The organism is Clostridium amylolyticum, from assembly GCF_900142075.1.
GTDB lineage: Bacteria > Bacillota > Clostridia > Clostridiales > Clostridiaceae > Clostridium_AA > Clostridium_AA amylolyticum.
In genome coordinates this window covers 621,645-639,304 of sequence record NZ_FQZO01000001.1, presented here as the reverse complement: position 1 = coordinate 639,304, position 17,660 = coordinate 621,645, and the positions used below count along the sequence as shown (strand labels likewise).

The following is a 17,660-nucleotide window of genomic DNA, read 5'->3' as shown; positions in this document are numbered from 1 at the left end:
TTCCTCCTTAGTTGTTTAAGTCTTTTTTTGTAAAGGAACCTGGCAGTATTTCATCTAGGGTCTTTACAATATATTCTTCCTTATTTTTAACTATTATAATTTCTATCTGTCCATCTCTAGCAAATTCTGCTATAACCTGTCTGCATATTCCACAAGGAAAGGTATAACCATTTGGATCCCCTGTGACAGCTACCGCCTTTATTATTTTTAACCCCTCTGAAACCCCTTTAAAAATAGCAGTTCTTTCAGCGCAATTAGTGGCTCCAAAAGAAGCATTTTCTATATTACATCCAGTAAAAATTTTATCATCTTCCATAAGTACAGCAGCACCAACTTTGAATTTAGAATAAGGTGCATAAGCATACTCTCGAGCTTTAATAGCTTCTTCAATTAATTGTCCATATTTCATATGAATATCCTCCATTAAGAAAATATTATCTTCATTAAATTATAGCATTACTTCCATTTAATGCAACTTAAATCCTTTAAAATATTTGAAAAATTAAAAGGGTTAAAGCTGCACCAAAAAGCGCTCCCAATACAACTTCTAAAATAGAATGAACTTCTGAATCTACCCTGCTTTGAGCTACTATGAAGGCAAGAAGGTATGCCAATAATATAGAAGTGGATTCTTCAGTTATAAGAGCTATAGTGGTGGCTATAGAAAAAGCTATAGCGCTATGTCCGCTGGGCATTCCACCTTTTAAAGGAGTGCCTTCTCCATATATGGCTTTAACTACTATAGTAGCTATACATACAATAACTAAAACTAAAAAAATCATATATGGTTCCGATTGTTTGATTTTCACCATTACCGTAAATGTAAGGGAACTTAGCTTATCCCAGAATAATATGTATCCTACTAGTACTGCATTTATTGCAGTGACTAAAACAGCTCCAGCAGCAGTATTTTTTGCAATCTTCGCCAAAGGATGATAGTAATTAGTAGTGACATCAATGGCACTTTCAATGGCCGTATTAATCAACTCAGTAACAATTACCATAGTAATGGTTATAGTTATAATTAGCAATTCAATCTTATTTAAATCATATACAAAACACGCTGTTAAAACCAAGAGAGCTGCTATCATATGAATTCTCATATTCCTCTGGGTTCTTACGGAATACAATATTCCTTCTATAGCAAAGTTAAAACTGTCTACTAATTTTCTTACATTCATCTCTACCCCACCCTGTAAAACTTTACTCTCTTCTAATATCTAATTTTTGAAGTATATTTTCTTCTTGTTTCCTCATGATAACTTTTTCTTCATCCTTTATATGATCATAGCCCAAAAGATGGAGAATGGAATGAACTATTAGATAACATACCTCTCTTAGAAAAGAATGGCCAAATTCTTCACTTTGTTCTTTAGCCTTTTCTAAGGAAAGAACTATATCTCCTAAAACTAAATCACTACCATCCATATAGGTCTTATCAAAGTCAAAATTTAAATATACCTCTTTAAAAACTCTTCCATTAGGATAATCCAATATAGGAAAGGAAAGTACATCTGTCTCTTTATCAATATTTCTAGTATCACTATTTATACTTTTAATCTCTTCATTATCTACCAGCACTACGCTGATTTCATATGGAATAATAACTTCTTCTTCTTTTAATGCAAAATCAATGACACTTTCTATAGTACTATATAATTCTTCTCCTGCTGTGATTTTATTTTGCCTATCATCTATATAAATCATACTAGTCTCCTTAGAATTATTGTTTTAATGATGGATATTCAATCCTTGAATGATAAATGCCATTCAGGGTTTTTAAAAATGACTTTCTTATTTTATCCAGATCTTTTAAGGTTAAATCGCAATCATTTAATTGTCCGCTGCCTAATTTATCTTTAATAATATTATTTACCATCTCTTCAATTTTACCTTTTGTAGGCTCATTTATAGATCTAACCGCTGCCTCTACACTATCTGCCAGCATTATAATAGCACTTTCCTTACTTGAAGGTATAGGTCCTGGATATCTAAAGTCTTCTTCCTTTATTTCTTCTGGCTTTTCTGCAGTGTTCTTCATGGTTATATAAAAATACTTTACTAAAGTAGTACCATGGTGTTGTTCAATTACATCTTGAATAACCTTAGGTAAATTATATTCTTTTGCCATTTCCAGCCCATCTTTAACATGCGAAATTATTATAAGTGTGCTTAGATTTGGAGAAATCTTATTATGGGGATTTTCTCTACCCATTTGATTTTCCTTAAAAAATAAAGGCCTCTTGGTCTTTCCTACATCATGATAATAAGCAGCTATTCTAGCCAGCACAGGGTTACCTCCTACTTCTTCTGCAGCTAGCTCCGCAAGATTTGCCACTAGAACAGAATGATGATATGTACCTGGTGCCTCCATTAATATTTTCTTAAGCAGTGGATGATTAGGATTTGACAGTTCTAAAAGTTTAACTGTGGTAACTATATCAAAAGTTGTTTCAAAAAAAGGTAAAAATCCAATGGTTAATACTCCTGATAATATGCTTCCTAAAAATGTTAAAGCAGTATTTTTTAAAATTTCAATTATATTATTGGATGTAAGCATACTAATAGTGAAAATCAGTATGCAATTTATTATTCCCATATACAAGGTGAAGATCATAATATCATTTCTCTGTTGCATTTTTCTTAAAAATGTAGCACCTAATATGGTACTTATAAGCGCTAGTAACGTAATTTCCAAATTAAAGGTAACTACTCCACTAATAAGCACACAGTTAAGTATACTTATAATCACTGATATTTTATAGTTTAATAAAAGTGTTAAAAGCATAGGAGCACAAGCCAATGGTATTAAAAATGGAGAAATAATGGACAATGATCTTGCAAGTACTAATGAAGTAATATTTACTATACATATCAATATAAGCTTTCCATTATCATAAAATGTATCTTTATAGTAATAATATAAATAATAAAATTGAAGAAAAAGTATTAACCCAACAAGTATGCCCAAAGCTAGATATGTATACCAATCTAACCCTGAGTTATTTAAGAGACCAAGATCATTAAGCAGCATTATCTGCCTAGCATTTATAGGTTCTCCTTCTTTTACAATTATTTGATCTTTTTTAACCATTATAGGGTTAATATCATTTGAAGCCTCTTTTTTAAGTTCTTCAGTTTTTTCTTTATCTAAAAAAAGATTAGGCTTTAGCTGACCATAGGCTAATGTCTTTCCTATTTCTCTTAAGCTCTTACTAAATCTTGAGGTACTAAACCTGGCATCCACGATCATTTGGGCGCTTTTAATATCTTCAGGCTTATTTTCTTCAATTTTGCCCTTATAAACATCATTTAATACTCCTACTACTTCCCCTTGAAAGGACTTGATATCTTCCCTACTTAGCTTAAGCAATACTAAAATCTCTTCATCAGTTAAATTGGTTCCAGTTTCAGATTTTACATTTGCCGCTTTTTGATTATCCTCCCCTGGAGCATCTTTTGCAATAATAATCTTTTGCATAAGCACAGAAACATTTTCCACTGCCTGCTTCCCTACTTCTATTCTTTCTGTATATTGATTAGGGACATCATTCACTTTTTTCTTTGTAGCTGCATCAGTCAAATATTTATCCACTACATCCTTAGTAGCTTTAATATCACTTTTTGCTATCTCTCCTTCACTATAACTATATTTTTTAGTAATCAGCGCTGTCATTAGAATAGTAAAGGTAAGCAAAAATGCTATTGAAATAATAAATATCCGTTGAGATTTTTTAAACTTTTTTATTTTAAATATATCCATTATCTTCATCCTCTGCCACCCTCTAATAATTATTGGCTTTGTGTAGAAACCTCTGCAATATTTTCTTCTACCACAAATAAAACTCTAACCCTTATACCATCTTCAGTGTTATCAGTAAAGCTCTTTATTTCTAAGATTTTAGATTTTTTATCTAATTCTTTTTCTTTATTCCTTTTAATTTCACCTATGGCTTCCTCTACAGCTTTATTTATATCTATGTCAATTTGTTTCTCTTGAGTTTCATAATAATCTATAATGCTATAAAACTTTTTATTACTTATCATTTTATCATAAGTTGGAAAATTTTTAGTAGCTTTTTTTATATATATTTTTACACCAGCTATATTTATAAATATACTACTATCTTTACCCCCTGTATATATCTTCTCTATACCCTTGGTCTTTATCTCTTTTATGCTTTCTTGAAAGGTTTTTGCAAATACATCACCTTGTGCAGATACAGGATATTCCTGCCCTTCTTTCCCTTCTACTCCCTTTATAAGTATTTGACCTTTCTTCACCAAATCTCCTGACTTTACCATGGGTGTGCCATTAACGCTATATATCCTTATTATCTCAGCATCATATTTAGCTACTACGTCATTCACTCCCTCTTTTGTAGTAATTTTAGGAGGTGGAGTTTTTTCTGCAACCCTTATCCTTAATCTAGATCCTTCCATCCTGGCTCTCACCCATGTTATATTAGGATTAACATTCTGTATCTTATCTTCTAAAATGCTTGTATCAATTTTATTCTTACTTAAGCCAGGCTTAATACCTAATCCATAAAGTGCTTGTCTTATCTCAAAAGGAGATATATATTTTTCACTTTCTATCTCAATTGCCCAAATATATGTGGATAAAAAATAAATTAAGCATAGGAAAATGAGTATTCCTCCCCCCAGCATAGTTTTCCTTTTGAATTTCATTAAGAAAAAGGCTATTCCTTTTCTTCCTGATACCTTAATACGCCCCCCCACTCTCTTACATACTTCTTCTAACTTTTTATAGTCTTTTAAATTCACTTCCATGGAAAAAGTAGTTAAATTAATCCTAATTATATTATTTACTTCAATACCTTTATTCCAAAGTAAATTTATAAACTTTTCTGGTGATAGAGTTTGCACTTCTATTATTAAAGTACCTTTTTTTATTCTTTCCATAATCACTATTTCCCCTCATAAATTATATTTGTAAATTTACCACTTAAGGTTATGGTGTTTCCTCCTATAAATACAATTTCAAAGTTTTCACCCTTTATACATATACTTCCTACTTTTGAATTTATTTTTATGAGGTAATTTTCAAAGGTAATAATACCCTTATGATTTTCTATTGTAATTTCATTGTCGCCTAAAATAGTTATCCTTGGCAAATCTAAGATAATATCTCTTGGTAGGTCCAGCTTAGAAGCCAGCCTCCCTTTGGCTTTGTCTATTTTTTCTTCCATATTTACACCTCATACCATTCTCTATACTAAATTATGAGTTTTTATATGGAATAATGACTATTTTATATGGGAACTTCATTACTACAGGCTAATATAATTTTATTTTAAAATTATAAATAAAAAGAACTCACATTTAAAATGTGAGTTCCGTTAATTATTTATTACTTAAGTGTTCTTTTACTAATGTACTTACCAGCTTGCCATCTGCTCTACCTACTGTTTTAGGACGAACTATTGACATAACTTTTCCCATGTCTTTAATGCTATTTGCACCCATTTCAACAGCTGCCTGTTGAATAATATCAATAATTTCTTGTTCACTTAACTGCTGAGGAAGGTAACCCAACAAAATCTCAATTTCTGCATTAGATTTGTCTACAAGATCTTGTCTGTTTCCTTTTTCGAATTCAAGGGAAGCTTCTTTTCTTTGCTTGACTTCTCTTGCTAATATCTCTATAACTTGTTCATCCTCAAGTTTAACCCCATCTGTCTTTTCAACAAATAGTATTGCAGATCTGGCAGTACTAAGTGTCTCAGCCTTGAATTTATCTCTGGCCTTCATAGCCTGTTTCCAGTCTTCTTGAAGTCTTTCTTTAATGGACATTATAGTACCTTCTTTCAAAAAAAGTTCTATTTAAACTTTCTCTTTCTAGCAGCTTCTGATTTTTTCTTTCTCTTTACGCTTGGTTTTTCATAATGTTCTCTCTTCCTTACTTCTGAAAGAACACCAGCTCTAGCGCATTTTCTTTTAAATCTTCTTAACGCACTTTCAAGTGTTTCGTTTTCTCCAACTTTTATTTCTGACATCTATTATCCCTCCCTCCGCTAGCTCATATTATATAACAATATAACAGCCTTCGGGTTAAATAGCACACGCTTTATTATACAATAGACATTAATTTTCTGTCAAGAATTTCATTACTTAATTTTTATTCATTTTAACATCTAAATATTCCAGTATCATTATAGTGGAGGCCATCCAAAGCTTTTACCACCAAATAGATGGAAATGAAGATGTGGGACAGTTTGACCGCCATATTCTCCACAGTTATTTACTATTCTATAACCTTCTTTGTCTATTCCATGTTCTTTAGCTAATTTTTTTATTACCATAAATATATGGGCTACTAAATAGCTGTTTTCCTCATTTAACTCATTTGCACTTTCAATATGCTGCTTTGGAATAATGAGCACATGCACTGGAGCTTCTGGATTAATATCGTGAAAAGCAATAACCTTATCATCTTCATAAATCTTTTTGCTAGGGATTTCTCCCTGCACTATTTTACAAAAGATGCATTCATTCATACCTTCACCCCCTTAAATATCTATAATACCTTGGCCATGATCTTTTTGCCAAGCTATGATCTTAATAGGAAGTATTTTACCTATAATATTATCATTATTACATTTTACCACTATTTTAATATAATTTGGAGTATATCCTTCATATAATTCTTCATTATTATTAACTTTTTGCTCTATAAGCACCGGCATTATTCTTCCTATAAACCCTTCTCCAAAGGTTTTTTCATTTATTTTGTTCAATTCTAAAAGTTTACTACTTCTCTCATCTTTTATGTCCCCATGTAATTGATCCTTCATTAATGCAGCTTTAGTTCCTTTTCTGGGACTGAATTTGAATATATGCATTTTACTAAGTTTTATCCTGTTTAAAAATGCATAAGTTTCATTAAATTCTTCTGCTGTTTCTCCTGGAAAACCTACGATTACATCCGTGGTAATACTTACATCCGGGATTCTTTTTCTTAATATATTTACTATATCCTCATATTCCTTAGCGGTATATTTTCTATTCATCCTCTTTAAAGTTTCGCTGCAGCCGCTTTGAAGAGAAAGGTGAAAATGAGGACATAATTTCTTTAGATGGGTTATCCTATCTACCACATCTTCTGTAAAGAAAGTTGGATCTATAGAGCCTATTCTAACCCTTTCCACTCCATCTATATTTTCAATTTCTTCTAATATATCTACAAGGGTCACTTTTTCTTCTAAATCCACGCCATAAGAAGCCGTATGAATTCCAGATAGTATAACCTCTTTAAATCCATGTTCTGAAAGCTTTTTCACCTCAGCTATTACTTTATCTTTTGGTTTAGAACATACACCACCTCTAGCATAAGGTATAAGACAATAAGCACAAAATCTATTGCAACCATCTTGAATCTTTAAAAAAGCTCTGGTTTTATCTTGATACTCTTCAATATTTAAATCTTCAAAGACTTTATTTTTAAGAACTTCCCCTACTTTAACTATCTGATTCTCTTCTTCTCTTGCTCTATTAACCCAATATACTATTTCACCCTTATTTCTTGTTCCTAGCACTACATCTACCCCTGGAATATCACCTACTTCTTTTGGTGCTATTTGTGAGTAACATCCCACTACTGCAATTATTGCATCAGGGTTTAACCTTCTAGCTCTTCCAATGATCTGTCGTGATTTCTTATCTCCCATATTGGTTACAGTACAGGTATTTATTACATAAACATCTGCTACTTCTGAAAAATCTACCACCTCATAATCTTCTCTAATAAATTTTTCCGCCATAGCTTCTGACTCATACACATTAACTCTACAGCCTAATGTGGCAAAGGCAACCTTCATTAAATTATTCCTCCTAAATCTCCTAGTTCATATTGAAGCAGTGCTGCAGCTGTAAATCCTGCAGTTTCTGTTCTTAAAATTCTTGGACCTAAAGTTACTATGTGGGCATTTATGTTTTTTAAAGCTTGGATTTCTTCTTCATCAAAGCCGCCTTCAGGTCCAATTATTATTGCAATATCAGTAACCTTAGTAAAATTTACACCTTTTACCAAAGCTTTAATACCATAATTTTCTGCATTTTCATAAGGTACCACTATAAGGTCTTTTTCACTTATATCACTTAACATATCTTTAAAATTAATAGGTTCATTAACTTTGGGTATAATTGTCCTCTTACTCTGTTTACAGGCTTCTAAAGCTATCCTCTGAAGCCTATCCAGCTTTTTAAACTCTCCCTTTAATATAACATCCACTCTAGAAGTAATCACTGGAATAACCTCTTTAACACCAAGCTCAGTGGCTTTTTGCACTATGATATCCATCTTACCGGCTTTAGGTAACCCTTGATATAAGTAAATATTTATGTTGCTCTCATTATTGATTTCTAGCTTTCTTACTATCTTAATACTTACACTCTGCTTATTTATGCTATGAATGCAGCCTAGAAACTCTTCTCCTAGCTGGTTATTTATTATAACTTCATTTCCCTCTTCCAGTCTTAAAACCTTATAGATATGTTTCACATCATCTCCTTCAATATAAGCATATTCACCTTGAAAAAGACTTTGAGGAGTAAAAAACTTATGCATAGCTATCTCCTTTAGATACTATTTAAGTATTGCAGTTATACAGTTCCATTCGCCATCTTTATTAACCTCAAGAACCTGAAAACCGCTATTTTCTAATTTATCTATTACCATTTCTCTTCTTTCATGAATTATTCCTGAAGAAATAAATAATCCTCCAGTTTTAAGCACTTTTTTAACATCACCTATAAGAATGCATATAATTTCTGCTATGATATTAGCTACCACGATATCTGCCTTGCCTTCTACCACTTCTACTAAATTTCCTTCAATGATTTTTATATTATTAAGTTTATTATGCTGAACATTTTGCGCAGCAGAATCTACCGCTACTGGATCTAAGTCTACCCCTAAAACTTCTTTGGCACCTAACTTGGCTGCTGCTATAGCAAGAATTCCAGATCCAGTGCCTATATCATAAATCACAGAATTTGCTTCAACATTTTTTTCTAAAGCTTCTACGCACATTCTAGTAGTCTCATGAGTGCCTGTTCCAAAAGCCATTCCTGGATCAAGCTCAATAACTAGTTCATTATCTTTATTGCTATAATTCTCCCATATGGGCTTAACCACTATGTGCTTACCTATTTTGGTAGGCTTATAATATTTTTTCCAATTGTTTGCCCAATCCTCTTCCTTAACTACAGCATATAAAACTTTACCTTCTCCTATATTTATTCCAGATTCCTTTATAATTTTAAGTTTTTCCTCTATGTAGTCTACAATGGTTGATGGGTTATCATCTTCACTGAAATAAGCCTTTATAGACGCAGCTTTTCCACCATACTCTAATATGTTTATATCGGCAAAATCCCAAGTAAGAGGTCCTTGTTCCCTGCTTAATATATCCTCAGGATCTTCAATAGCTACTCCCTTACAATCCATGCTATAAAATATTCCTGATACAGGCTCTAGGGCTTCACTAGTCGTAATTACTTTAATCTCTATCCACTTTCCCTGCATTAAGTTCATTCCTTCCCTAATAATTTAACTAATAGTATATTTTACACTTTTAACATTAATATGTCTACCAATGTGATGTTTGAGTCCTTAAAAAAAAGAGGCAAAATAATTGCCTCTATTTGTTACCAAAGATTTTATCCATAAAGCCTTTTTTGTCTTTTCCATCCTTATGGTCTTCAAATTCTTCTCCTGAAGCCTCCATAAATAGCTTTAAAGCTTCTTTTTGTTTTTCATTAAGAGACTTAGGTATATCCACAACTATATTTACATATTGATCTCCCCTACCTGTGGAATTTACCCTAGGTACCCCTTTTCCTCTTAATCTAAATAAAGTTCCAGACTGTGTTCCAGCAGGTACAGAATACTTAACATCTCCATCTACTGTAGGAACGGTAATTTCAGTACCTAAGGCCGCTTTAGCCATACTGATGTTACTGTCTATATAAATGTCAAAGCCCTTCCTCTTAAACACTTTAGAAGGTGCCACGCTAATCCTTATATAAAGGTCTCCTGGAGGGCCGCCATTGTTTCCATGCTCTCCCTGTCCTCTTAAAGGGATAATGTTCCCACTATCAACTCCAGCTGGTACGCTTACTTTTATCTTTCTATTTTTTCTTTGTTTTCCTCTTCCATGACAATCATTACATGGAGTATCTATAATTTTGCCCTTTCCACCACACTTATCACAAGTTGTAGTGGATACGAAGCTTCCTAAAGGAGTATTTCTTTGTACTCTAATTTGTCCTGAACCATTACATTTATCACAAGTTCTTGGGCTTGTGCCTGGCTTTGCTCCTGTGCCTCTACAGGTTTCACAGTTTTCACTCTTTGTAACGCTTATTTCTTTTTCCACCCCAAAAACAGCTTCTTCAAAGGTTAAGTTAAGGTTATACTCTAAATCAGCACCTCTTTCAGGACCGCCTTTCTTTCTTCCTCCACCAAAACCTCCAAAAAAGGATTCAAATATATCTCCAAATCCACCCATCTCGGAAAAGTCAAATCCACCATCAAAACCACCAAAACCATTTCCATTAAAATCTGCTGTTCCAAATTGGTCATACTGTGCTTTTTTCTGAGGATCACTTAATACCTGGTAAGCTTCATTAATTTCTTTAAAAGACTCTTCTGCCTTTTTATCTCCAGGATTTTTATCCGGATGGTATTTTATTGCTAGTTTTCTAAAGGCTTTTTTAATTTCATCATCACTGGCACCTTTTTCAAGTCCAAGAACCTCATAATAATCCTTCTTTGCCATCCATTTCACCACCTATAATTTTACTGTAAAAAGGGGAAGACGACTTTAGCCTTCCCCTGCAATATTATATCAGAAGTAATTTAATGCCACAATTATTTATTTATCATCATCTACTTTAAAATCAGCATCTACCACATTATCATCGTGTGGTGCTTGATTTTCACCAGGGTTTCCGCCCATATTCATGTTGTTTGGATCAAAGCCCTGACCTTCTGGGTTTGCTGCTTGATAAATCTTTGATGAGATAGCGTAGAATTCTTGAGTTAAGTCCTCAGTAGCTTTTTTAATAGCTTCTAGGTCATCACTATCTTTAATTTTATTAACTTCTTGAATTTTCTCTTCAAGCTTAGCTTTATCCTCTGCTGAAACCTTATCTCCAAGATCTTTTAATGTCTTTTCAGTTTGATAAACTGTTTGCTCAGCATTATTTTTAATCTCTATGGATTCCTTTCTCTTTTTATCTTCTTCAGCAAATCTCTCTGCTTCTTTAACTGCCTTATCAATTTCATCATCAGATAAGTTTGTGGAGGCTGTAATAGTTATGTTTGCCTCTTTACCAGTTCCTTTATCTTTAGCTGAAACATTAACTATACCATTAGCATCTATATCAAAAGTAACCTCTATCTGAGGGATTCCTCTAGGAGCTGGTGCAATACCTGAAAGTGTAAATCTTCCTAAAGTCTTATTGTCAGCTGCCATTTGTCTTTCTCCCTGTACTACGTGTATTTCTACGGAAGTTTGACCATCTGCTGCAGTGGAGAACACTTGACTCTTTCTAGTTGGTATTGTAGTGTTTCTTTGAATTAATGGAGTAGCGATTCCTCCTAAAGTTTCTATTCCTAATGTTAATGGTGAAACGTCAAGAAGTAGAATATCTTTAACTTCTCCAGTTAAAACTCCTGCTTGAATTGCTGCACCTAAAGCAACGCACTCATCAGGGTTAACTCCTTTTGAAGGTTCTTTACCTGTAAAGTTTTTAACAGCCTCAACTACAGCTGGTGTTCTTGTAGATCCTCCCACTAAAACCACCTTGTCGATTTCGTTTAGGGAAAGTCCAGCATCTCTTAAAGCCTTGCTCATTGGTTCAATAGTCCTTTGAACTAAATCATGGGTAAGCTCATTAAATTTAGCTCTTGTAAGAGTCATATCTACGTGTTTAGGGCCAGTAGCATCCGCTGTGATAAATGGTAAGTTTATCATAGTTTGAGTGGAGGATGACAACTCAATTTTGGCTTTTTCTGCAGCTTCTTTTAATCTTTGAAGAGCCATTTTATCATTTCTTAAATCAATTCCATTTTGTGCTTTAAAATCTTCTGCAATATAGTTCATTATCTTTTCATCAAAGTCGTCTCCACCTAACTTTGTATCTCCATTAGTGGATTTAACTTCAAATACTCCATCACCTAATTCAAGTATGGATACGTCAAAAGTACCCCCACCAAGGTCGTATACTAATATCTTTTGATTTTTATCTGTTTTATCTATACCATAAGCCAAGGAGGCTGCTGTAGGTTCATTGATTATTCTAAGTACTTCTAGTCCTGCTATTTTACCAGCATCTTTTGTTGCTTGTCTTTGGCTATCATTAAAATATGCAGGTACAGTTATTACTGCTTGAGTAACCTTTTCCCCTAAGTATGCTTCTGCATCAGCCTTTATTTTTTGAAGTATCATTGCTGATATTTCTTGTGGTGTATATTCTTTTCCATCAATAACTTCTTTATGGCTAGTTCCCATATGTCTTTTAGTTGAAAGTATAGTTCTATCAGGGTTAGTTATTGCTTGTCTTTTAGCAACCTGCCCTACAAGTCTTTCTCCATTTGCTTGGAAAGATACAACGGATGGAGTTGTTCTAGCTCCTTCTGAGTTTGTTATAACTACTGCATCTCCACCTTCCATAACTGCAACACAAGAGTTTGTTGTTCCTAAGTCAATTCCTATAACTTTTGCCATTTAAATTTCCTCCTCAATAAATTAATTTGCCACTTTAACAATACTATGTCTTATTACTTTTGCCCCTCTTTTATATCCCTTTTGGAATACCTCTGCTATAGAGTTTTCGTCAAAAGAATTATCTTCCACATGCATTACCGCTTCGTGAAAGTTTGGGTCAAAGTTGCTATTAGTATCTATTTCTACAACTCCAAGCTTCTCTAGGGAATCTTGAAATTGTCTTATAGTCAAGTCAACGCCTTTTTTCAAATCATCTACATTACCTTCTACTGAAATAGCTCTTTCCAAGTTATCCAAAACAGGAAGTAATTGCTTTAAAACATCTTCTACAGCATCTGTATAGATGCCTTCCTTTTCTTTGGTGGTTCTCTTTCTGTAATTGTCATATTCTGCATTGATCCTCAAAAGTCTGTCTTTTAAAGCATTGATTTCACTATTCAACTTTTCATTTTCGTCCTTAAGGCTTCTGTTTTCTGATTTTATGTTTTCAAAGTCATCATTAACTTCTTCAAATTCAGAATCCTCAAGTACTTCCTCCTGCTGCCATGATTCTTCATTAATATTCTTTTCTTCAATGTTTTCCTGATTATTTACATTTTCTTCTTTTACATTGTTATTTTTCACATCTTCGGAGTTTATCTTTTCCTTCATTTCCTCCATCGCTTTTATAACACCTCATCTCTTTATTATGTGATACGCCTTTAGTCATTAAGGCTGTTTTTTAGCAAGGTATTCAGTTTATTTACCACTTCTACCATTATACTGGTAACATTAGAGTAATCCATACGAGTAGGTCCTATAACACCTATAGTACCTAAAGGTCTATTACCAACTCTATAAACTGCAGATATAAAACTAATGTCCTTAGCTTCTTTAACAAAATTCTCTTCCCCTATTTTAATGGAGATATCCTCCCCTTCATCAAGAAGTGAAATCATATTATCTTTATTGTAAATTAGAGAAAGAAATTCTCTTGCTTTGGATATATCGTTATACTCTGGATAATTAAAAATATTTGTAGTACCTTCCATATGAATATCAGAATAATTTTCCTCACTTAATGTTTCATAAAGCGCCGATAAAATTGAGTTAAAAAGCTCCTCAAAACCTTGGGTATATTTCTTTAGATTGTTTATTACCACAAGATTAATCTCTTCTACTGAAAGATCTCTTAGTTTGTCATTAAGTACATTACTAAGCATCAACAATTCTGAAGAGGATGGTATCTTATCCACCTTAATTACATTATTTTTTATTAAGCCAGAATCTGTAACTAAAACCATAAGCACTGAATTTTTGTCAATACCAATAAGCTGTAAAGCCTTAACACAACTCTTCTTAACGGAAGGAGACTTTACAACACAAGTAAGCTTTGTAAGTTCTGATAATAAGGCACTGGTCTGTTTGACAATCTTATCTACTTCAAATAGTGCTGCATTTATTAAATATTCTTTAATCAATAGTTCTTCTTCTTTTGAAAGGTGCCTTATCTGCATAAGTTTATCAACATACAATCTATAGCCTTTATCAGAAGGCTTTCTTCCTGAAGAGGTGTGAAGCTGCTCTATATATCCCATATCTTCTAGATCTGCCATCTCGTTTCTAATAGTGGCAGAACTAATGCCCAAGTCATATTTTTTAGCTATAGTTCTTGAGCCTACCGGTTCTCCAGTATAGATATAGTCATTAATAATTGCATGAAGGATTCTTATTTTTCTTTCATCGATTTCCACATCATCACCTCATTTATTAGCACTCACTATTATTGAGTGCTAATGACTACGATTTAAATATAACTTGAATAAAAACCTTTGTCAATTCACTGATATTAACATTAAGGGTCAAAAATTACTTATTTTCACTTATAATTAAGTTTTTCTTTAAATTACTTCTGTAATCTCTATAAAACTTATAAATACTAGGTTATTTATCTAAAATAAAATCTGTAAGCACCCTATTAGAAAGTTCTACTCCTCTTTCAGTAAAAAAAATCCTACCATTTTTTCTTTCTAATAGTTTCTCACTTTCATATTTTATTATTACATCCCTATATAATTCATCTATTTCTCTTCCAAATCTATTTTTAAATTCTTTTTCGTCTATTCCTTTTATCTTTCTCATTCCCATAAAAATAAATTCTTCTATATCATCTTCTATGCTGTTCTTATGGCTTTCTACCATAGCATTTTCTCTGGTATTCATTAAATTAATATATTCTTCTATGGTTTCAACATTTCTATATCTCATGCCCTGTATATAAGAATGTGCACCTGTTCCACATCCTATATAATCTTTCAAGGTCCAATAGACTAAATTATGTTTACTTTCTTTATTTTTCTTAGAGAAATTTGATATTTCATACTGCTCATAACCAGCCTTAGTTAGAAGTTCTAAAGTACTTCTATACATTTCTCTTTCTACTTCTTCATCAGGCAAATTTAATTTTCCCATATTATAAAGCTTATGGAAAGGTGTACCTTCTTCTATGATAAGACTGTAACAGGATATATGTTCAGGTTCCATTTTAATAACTTCTAAAATATCACTTCTCCACTCTTCTAACGTTTCATCAGGCAAGGCAAATATTAAATCGATGCTAATATTATTAAAACCTAACTCTCTAGCTAAATAATAATTACTTTTAAATTCTTCATAGGTATGAATTCTTCCTATAGCTTTTAAATGATTATTATGAGTGGATTGAAGTCCTATACTTAGCCTATTCACTCCTATTTGTTTTAAAGCTTTTAACTTTTCTTTAGTAAGCGTTCCCGGGTTACATTCCACTGTAAATTCACAGTCTTGTACTATATTAAGCTTTTCTATAGTCTTTCCTAAAGTTAATATTTCTTCATAATTTAAAAAGGTGGGAGTACCCCCACCTATGAATATAGTCGATATATTAAATTTTGAGGCTCTAGAAATAATTTCTTCACTTAAAGCTTCTATATAGTTTTTAGTAAGGTGATCTTTACCGCAGAAGGATGGGAAATCACAATAATAGCACTTTTTCTTACAAAAAGGTATGTGTATGTAAAGAGCTTTGCTTTCCATTTTAAATCCTCCTATAATTGAATTAATTTCCCCTTATATTAATCCACTTTTAAAACCGTCATAAATGCTTCTTGAGGTATTTCCACAGAACCTATCTGTCTCATTCTCTTCTTACCTTCTTTTTGCTTTTCAAGAAGTTTTCTCTTACGGGAAATATCTCCTCCATAGCATTTTGCCAAAACATCTTTTCTAAGAGCTTTTACCGTTTCCCTAGCTATGACTTTGGAGCCTACAGCAGCCTGTATAGGTATTTCAAAAAGCTGCCTTGGAATTATTTCCTTAAGTTTTTCAGCAATACCCCTTCCTCTACTATATGCCCTTTCTTCTGGCACTATCATAGACAGGGCATCCACTACATCTCCATTTAATAGAAGATCAAGTTTAACCAACTTACTGGTTACGTACCCTTTAAGCTCGTAGTCTAAAGAAGCATAGCCTCTAGTCCTAGATTTTAATGCATCGAAGAAATCATATATAATTTCGTTTAGTGGTATTTCATAGTTAAGTACTGCTCTAGTTTGCTCAATGTATTGCATATCTTTAAACACGCCTCTTCTACCTTGACAAAGATCCATAACAGCACCTACATAGTCCGTAGGAGTTATGATGGAAGCCTTTACCACTGGCTCTTCCATATAGTCAATTTCAGTCATAGGCGGCATATTTGTAGGATTGGTTAATTCTATCAGCTCTCCATCAGTTTTAACAATCTTGTAAATTACCGATGGCGCGGTGGTGATAATATCTAAATTAAATTCTCTTTCAATTCTTTCTTGTATAATCTCCATATGTAAAAGACCTAAGAAACCACATCTGAATCCAAATCCTAAAGCTATAGAGGTTTCCGGTTCAAAAGAAAGAGCTGCATCATTTATTTGAAGCTTTTCTATGGCTTCCTTAAGTTCTTCATATTTTGCACCATCTACAGGATATATACCTGAAAACACCATAGGTACCGCTGGCTTGTAACCTGACAACGCTTCCTTTGCAGGGTTCTTAGCTTCTGTTATGGTGTCTCCAACTCTAGCATCCCCTACATTCTTTATAGACGCTGTAACGTAGCCTACATCTCCTGCTATTAGTTCCCCTATAGGGAGAAAGTTAGGAGTAAATACTCCACATTCAGTAATTTCATAAACCTTACCTGTGGCCATAAGCTTAATTTCTGTACCTACCTTTAGCTTGCCCTCTTTAACCCTTACATAACATACAACACCTTTATAACTATCATAATAAGAATCAAAGATCAAAGCCTTTAAAGGAGCATCTTCATCTCCTGTAGGAGCTGGTACTTTTTGAACTACTGCTTCTAGTACATCTTCAATGTTTAATCCTGCTTTTGCAGATATTAAAGGAGCATCAAAAGCATCAATTCCAATAACATCTTCTATTTCCTGTTTAACTTCCTCTGGTCTAGCGCTGGGAAGATCTATTTTATTAACTACAGGCACAATCTCAAGATTGTTATCTAAGGCAAGATAACAGTTAGCTAAGGTTTGCGCTTGTATGCCTTGGGTAGCATCTACTACTAAAATAGCACCTTCACAGGCAGCAAGGCTTCTTGAAACCTCATAGTTAAAATCCACATGTCCTGGAGTATCTATAAGATTTAATATGTATTCTTCACCGTTTTTACTTTTATAAATAAGTCTAGCTGCTTGAGACTTTATGGTAATTCCTCTTTCTCTCTCCAAGTCCATGTTATCTAGCACTTGTGCTTCCATTTCTCTTCGGGTGAGAGTTCCTGTAGTCTCAAGGAGTCTATCTGCAAGAGTAGACTTACCGTGGTCAATATGAGCTACTATGGAAAAGTTTCTTATGTGTTTTTGTCTATTGCTCTGCATATTA

18 protein-coding genes are annotated in these 17,660 nt (G+C 33.1%); all 18 read right to left on the bottom strand.

Annotated features, from left to right (window positions below):
- Positions 1 to 7 precede the first annotated feature (7 nt).
- Positions 8 to 409 carry a cytidine deaminase gene (locus tag BUA82_RS03090; RefSeq protein WP_073004552.1) on the bottom strand — a complete coding sequence of 134 codons (402 nt, stop codon included), beginning with the start codon at positions 407 to 409 and terminating at the stop codon, positions 8 to 10.
- Positions 410 to 485: 76 nt separating this feature from the next.
- Positions 486 to 1,181, bottom strand: a complete 696-nt coding sequence (locus BUA82_RS03085; RefSeq protein ID WP_073004550.1) for a diacylglycerol kinase — start codon at positions 1,179 to 1,181, stop codon at positions 486 to 488.
- A gap of 22 nt (positions 1,182 to 1,203) precedes the next feature.
- The gene (gene ybeY / locus BUA82_RS03080) at positions 1,204 to 1,707 is read right to left on the bottom strand and encodes an rRNA maturation RNase YbeY (RefSeq protein WP_073004548.1); all 504 of its coding nucleotides are present in this window, start codon (positions 1,705 to 1,707) and stop codon (positions 1,204 to 1,206) included.
- A 16-nt stretch (positions 1,708 to 1,723) separates the two neighbouring features.
- On the bottom strand, positions 1,724 to 3,763 hold the full coding sequence (locus BUA82_RS03075) for an HD family phosphohydrolase (RefSeq protein ID WP_073005134.1): 2,040 nt from the start codon (positions 3,761 to 3,763) through the stop codon (positions 1,724 to 1,726).
- 29 nt (positions 3,764 to 3,792) lie between these two features.
- Complete coding sequence (gene yqfD / locus BUA82_RS03070; RefSeq protein ID WP_073004546.1) at positions 3,793 to 4,926, bottom strand: sporulation protein YqfD; 1,134 nt, start codon at positions 4,924 to 4,926, stop codon at positions 3,793 to 3,795.
- A 5-nt stretch (positions 4,927 to 4,931) separates the two neighbouring features.
- Complete coding sequence (yqfC, locus tag BUA82_RS03065) at positions 4,932 to 5,213, bottom strand: sporulation protein YqfC (protein ID WP_073004544.1); 282 nt, start codon at positions 5,211 to 5,213, stop codon at positions 4,932 to 4,934.
- A 154-nt stretch (positions 5,214 to 5,367) separates the two neighbouring features.
- Positions 5,368 to 5,820, bottom strand: coding sequence for a GatB/YqeY domain-containing protein (locus tag BUA82_RS03060; RefSeq protein WP_083599777.1), 453 nt, complete (start codon positions 5,818 to 5,820; stop codon positions 5,368 to 5,370).
- A 23-nt stretch (positions 5,821 to 5,843) separates the two neighbouring features.
- Positions 5,844 to 6,020, bottom strand: a complete 177-nt coding sequence (rpsU, locus tag BUA82_RS03055; RefSeq protein WP_003441547.1) for a 30S ribosomal protein S21 — start codon at positions 6,018 to 6,020, stop codon at positions 5,844 to 5,846.
- A gap of 156 nt (positions 6,021 to 6,176) precedes the next feature.
- The gene (locus BUA82_RS03050) at positions 6,177 to 6,521 is read right to left on the bottom strand and encodes a histidine triad nucleotide-binding protein (RefSeq protein ID WP_073004539.1); all 345 of its coding nucleotides are present in this window, start codon (positions 6,519 to 6,521) and stop codon (positions 6,177 to 6,179) included.
- Between the two features lie 12 nt (positions 6,522 to 6,533).
- On the bottom strand, positions 6,534 to 7,841 hold the full coding sequence (gene mtaB / locus BUA82_RS03045; protein WP_073004537.1) for a tRNA (N(6)-L-threonylcarbamoyladenosine(37)-C(2))-methylthiotransferase MtaB: 1,308 nt from the start codon (positions 7,839 to 7,841) through the stop codon (positions 6,534 to 6,536).
- Positions 7,841 to 8,590 carry a 16S rRNA (uracil(1498)-N(3))-methyltransferase gene (locus BUA82_RS03040; RefSeq protein WP_073004534.1) on the bottom strand — a complete coding sequence of 250 codons (750 nt, stop codon included), beginning with the start codon at positions 8,588 to 8,590 and terminating at the stop codon, positions 7,841 to 7,843. The genes mtaB and BUA82_RS03040 overlap by 1 nt, the downstream gene beginning before the upstream one ends.
- 18 nt (positions 8,591 to 8,608) lie before the next feature.
- Positions 8,609 to 9,550, bottom strand: coding sequence for a 50S ribosomal protein L11 methyltransferase (gene prmA / locus BUA82_RS03035; RefSeq protein WP_073004532.1), 942 nt, complete (start codon positions 9,548 to 9,550; stop codon positions 8,609 to 8,611).
- Positions 9,551 to 9,665: 115 nt separating this feature from the next.
- Positions 9,666 to 10,805: a molecular chaperone DnaJ gene (dnaJ, locus tag BUA82_RS03030; RefSeq protein WP_073004530.1), complete on the bottom strand. Its 1,140-nt coding sequence runs from the start codon at positions 10,803 to 10,805 to the stop codon at positions 9,666 to 9,668.
- Positions 10,806 to 10,901: 96 nt separating this feature from the next.
- Positions 10,902 to 12,758 carry a molecular chaperone DnaK gene (gene dnaK, locus BUA82_RS03025; RefSeq protein ID WP_073004527.1) on the bottom strand — a complete coding sequence of 619 codons (1,857 nt, stop codon included), beginning with the start codon at positions 12,756 to 12,758 and terminating at the stop codon, positions 10,902 to 10,904.
- A gap of 21 nt (positions 12,759 to 12,779) precedes the next feature.
- On the bottom strand, positions 12,780 to 13,409 hold the full coding sequence (gene grpE, locus BUA82_RS03020; protein WP_073005132.1) for a nucleotide exchange factor GrpE: 630 nt from the start codon (positions 13,407 to 13,409) through the stop codon (positions 12,780 to 12,782).
- Positions 13,410 to 13,459: 50 nt separating this feature from the next.
- The gene (hrcA, locus tag BUA82_RS03015) at positions 13,460 to 14,491 is read right to left on the bottom strand and encodes a heat-inducible transcriptional repressor HrcA (RefSeq protein WP_073004525.1); all 1,032 of its coding nucleotides are present in this window, start codon (positions 14,489 to 14,491) and stop codon (positions 13,460 to 13,462) included.
- Between the two features lie 190 nt (positions 14,492 to 14,681).
- Complete coding sequence (gene hemW / locus BUA82_RS03010) at positions 14,682 to 15,812, bottom strand: radical SAM family heme chaperone HemW (protein WP_073004522.1); 1,131 nt, start codon at positions 15,810 to 15,812, stop codon at positions 14,682 to 14,684.
- 38 nt (positions 15,813 to 15,850) lie between these two features.
- Positions 15,851 to 17,656: a translation elongation factor 4 gene (gene lepA / locus BUA82_RS03005; protein WP_073004519.1), complete on the bottom strand. Its 1,806-nt coding sequence runs from the start codon at positions 17,654 to 17,656 to the stop codon at positions 15,851 to 15,853.
- Between the last annotated feature and the right edge of the window lie 4 nt (positions 17,657 to 17,660).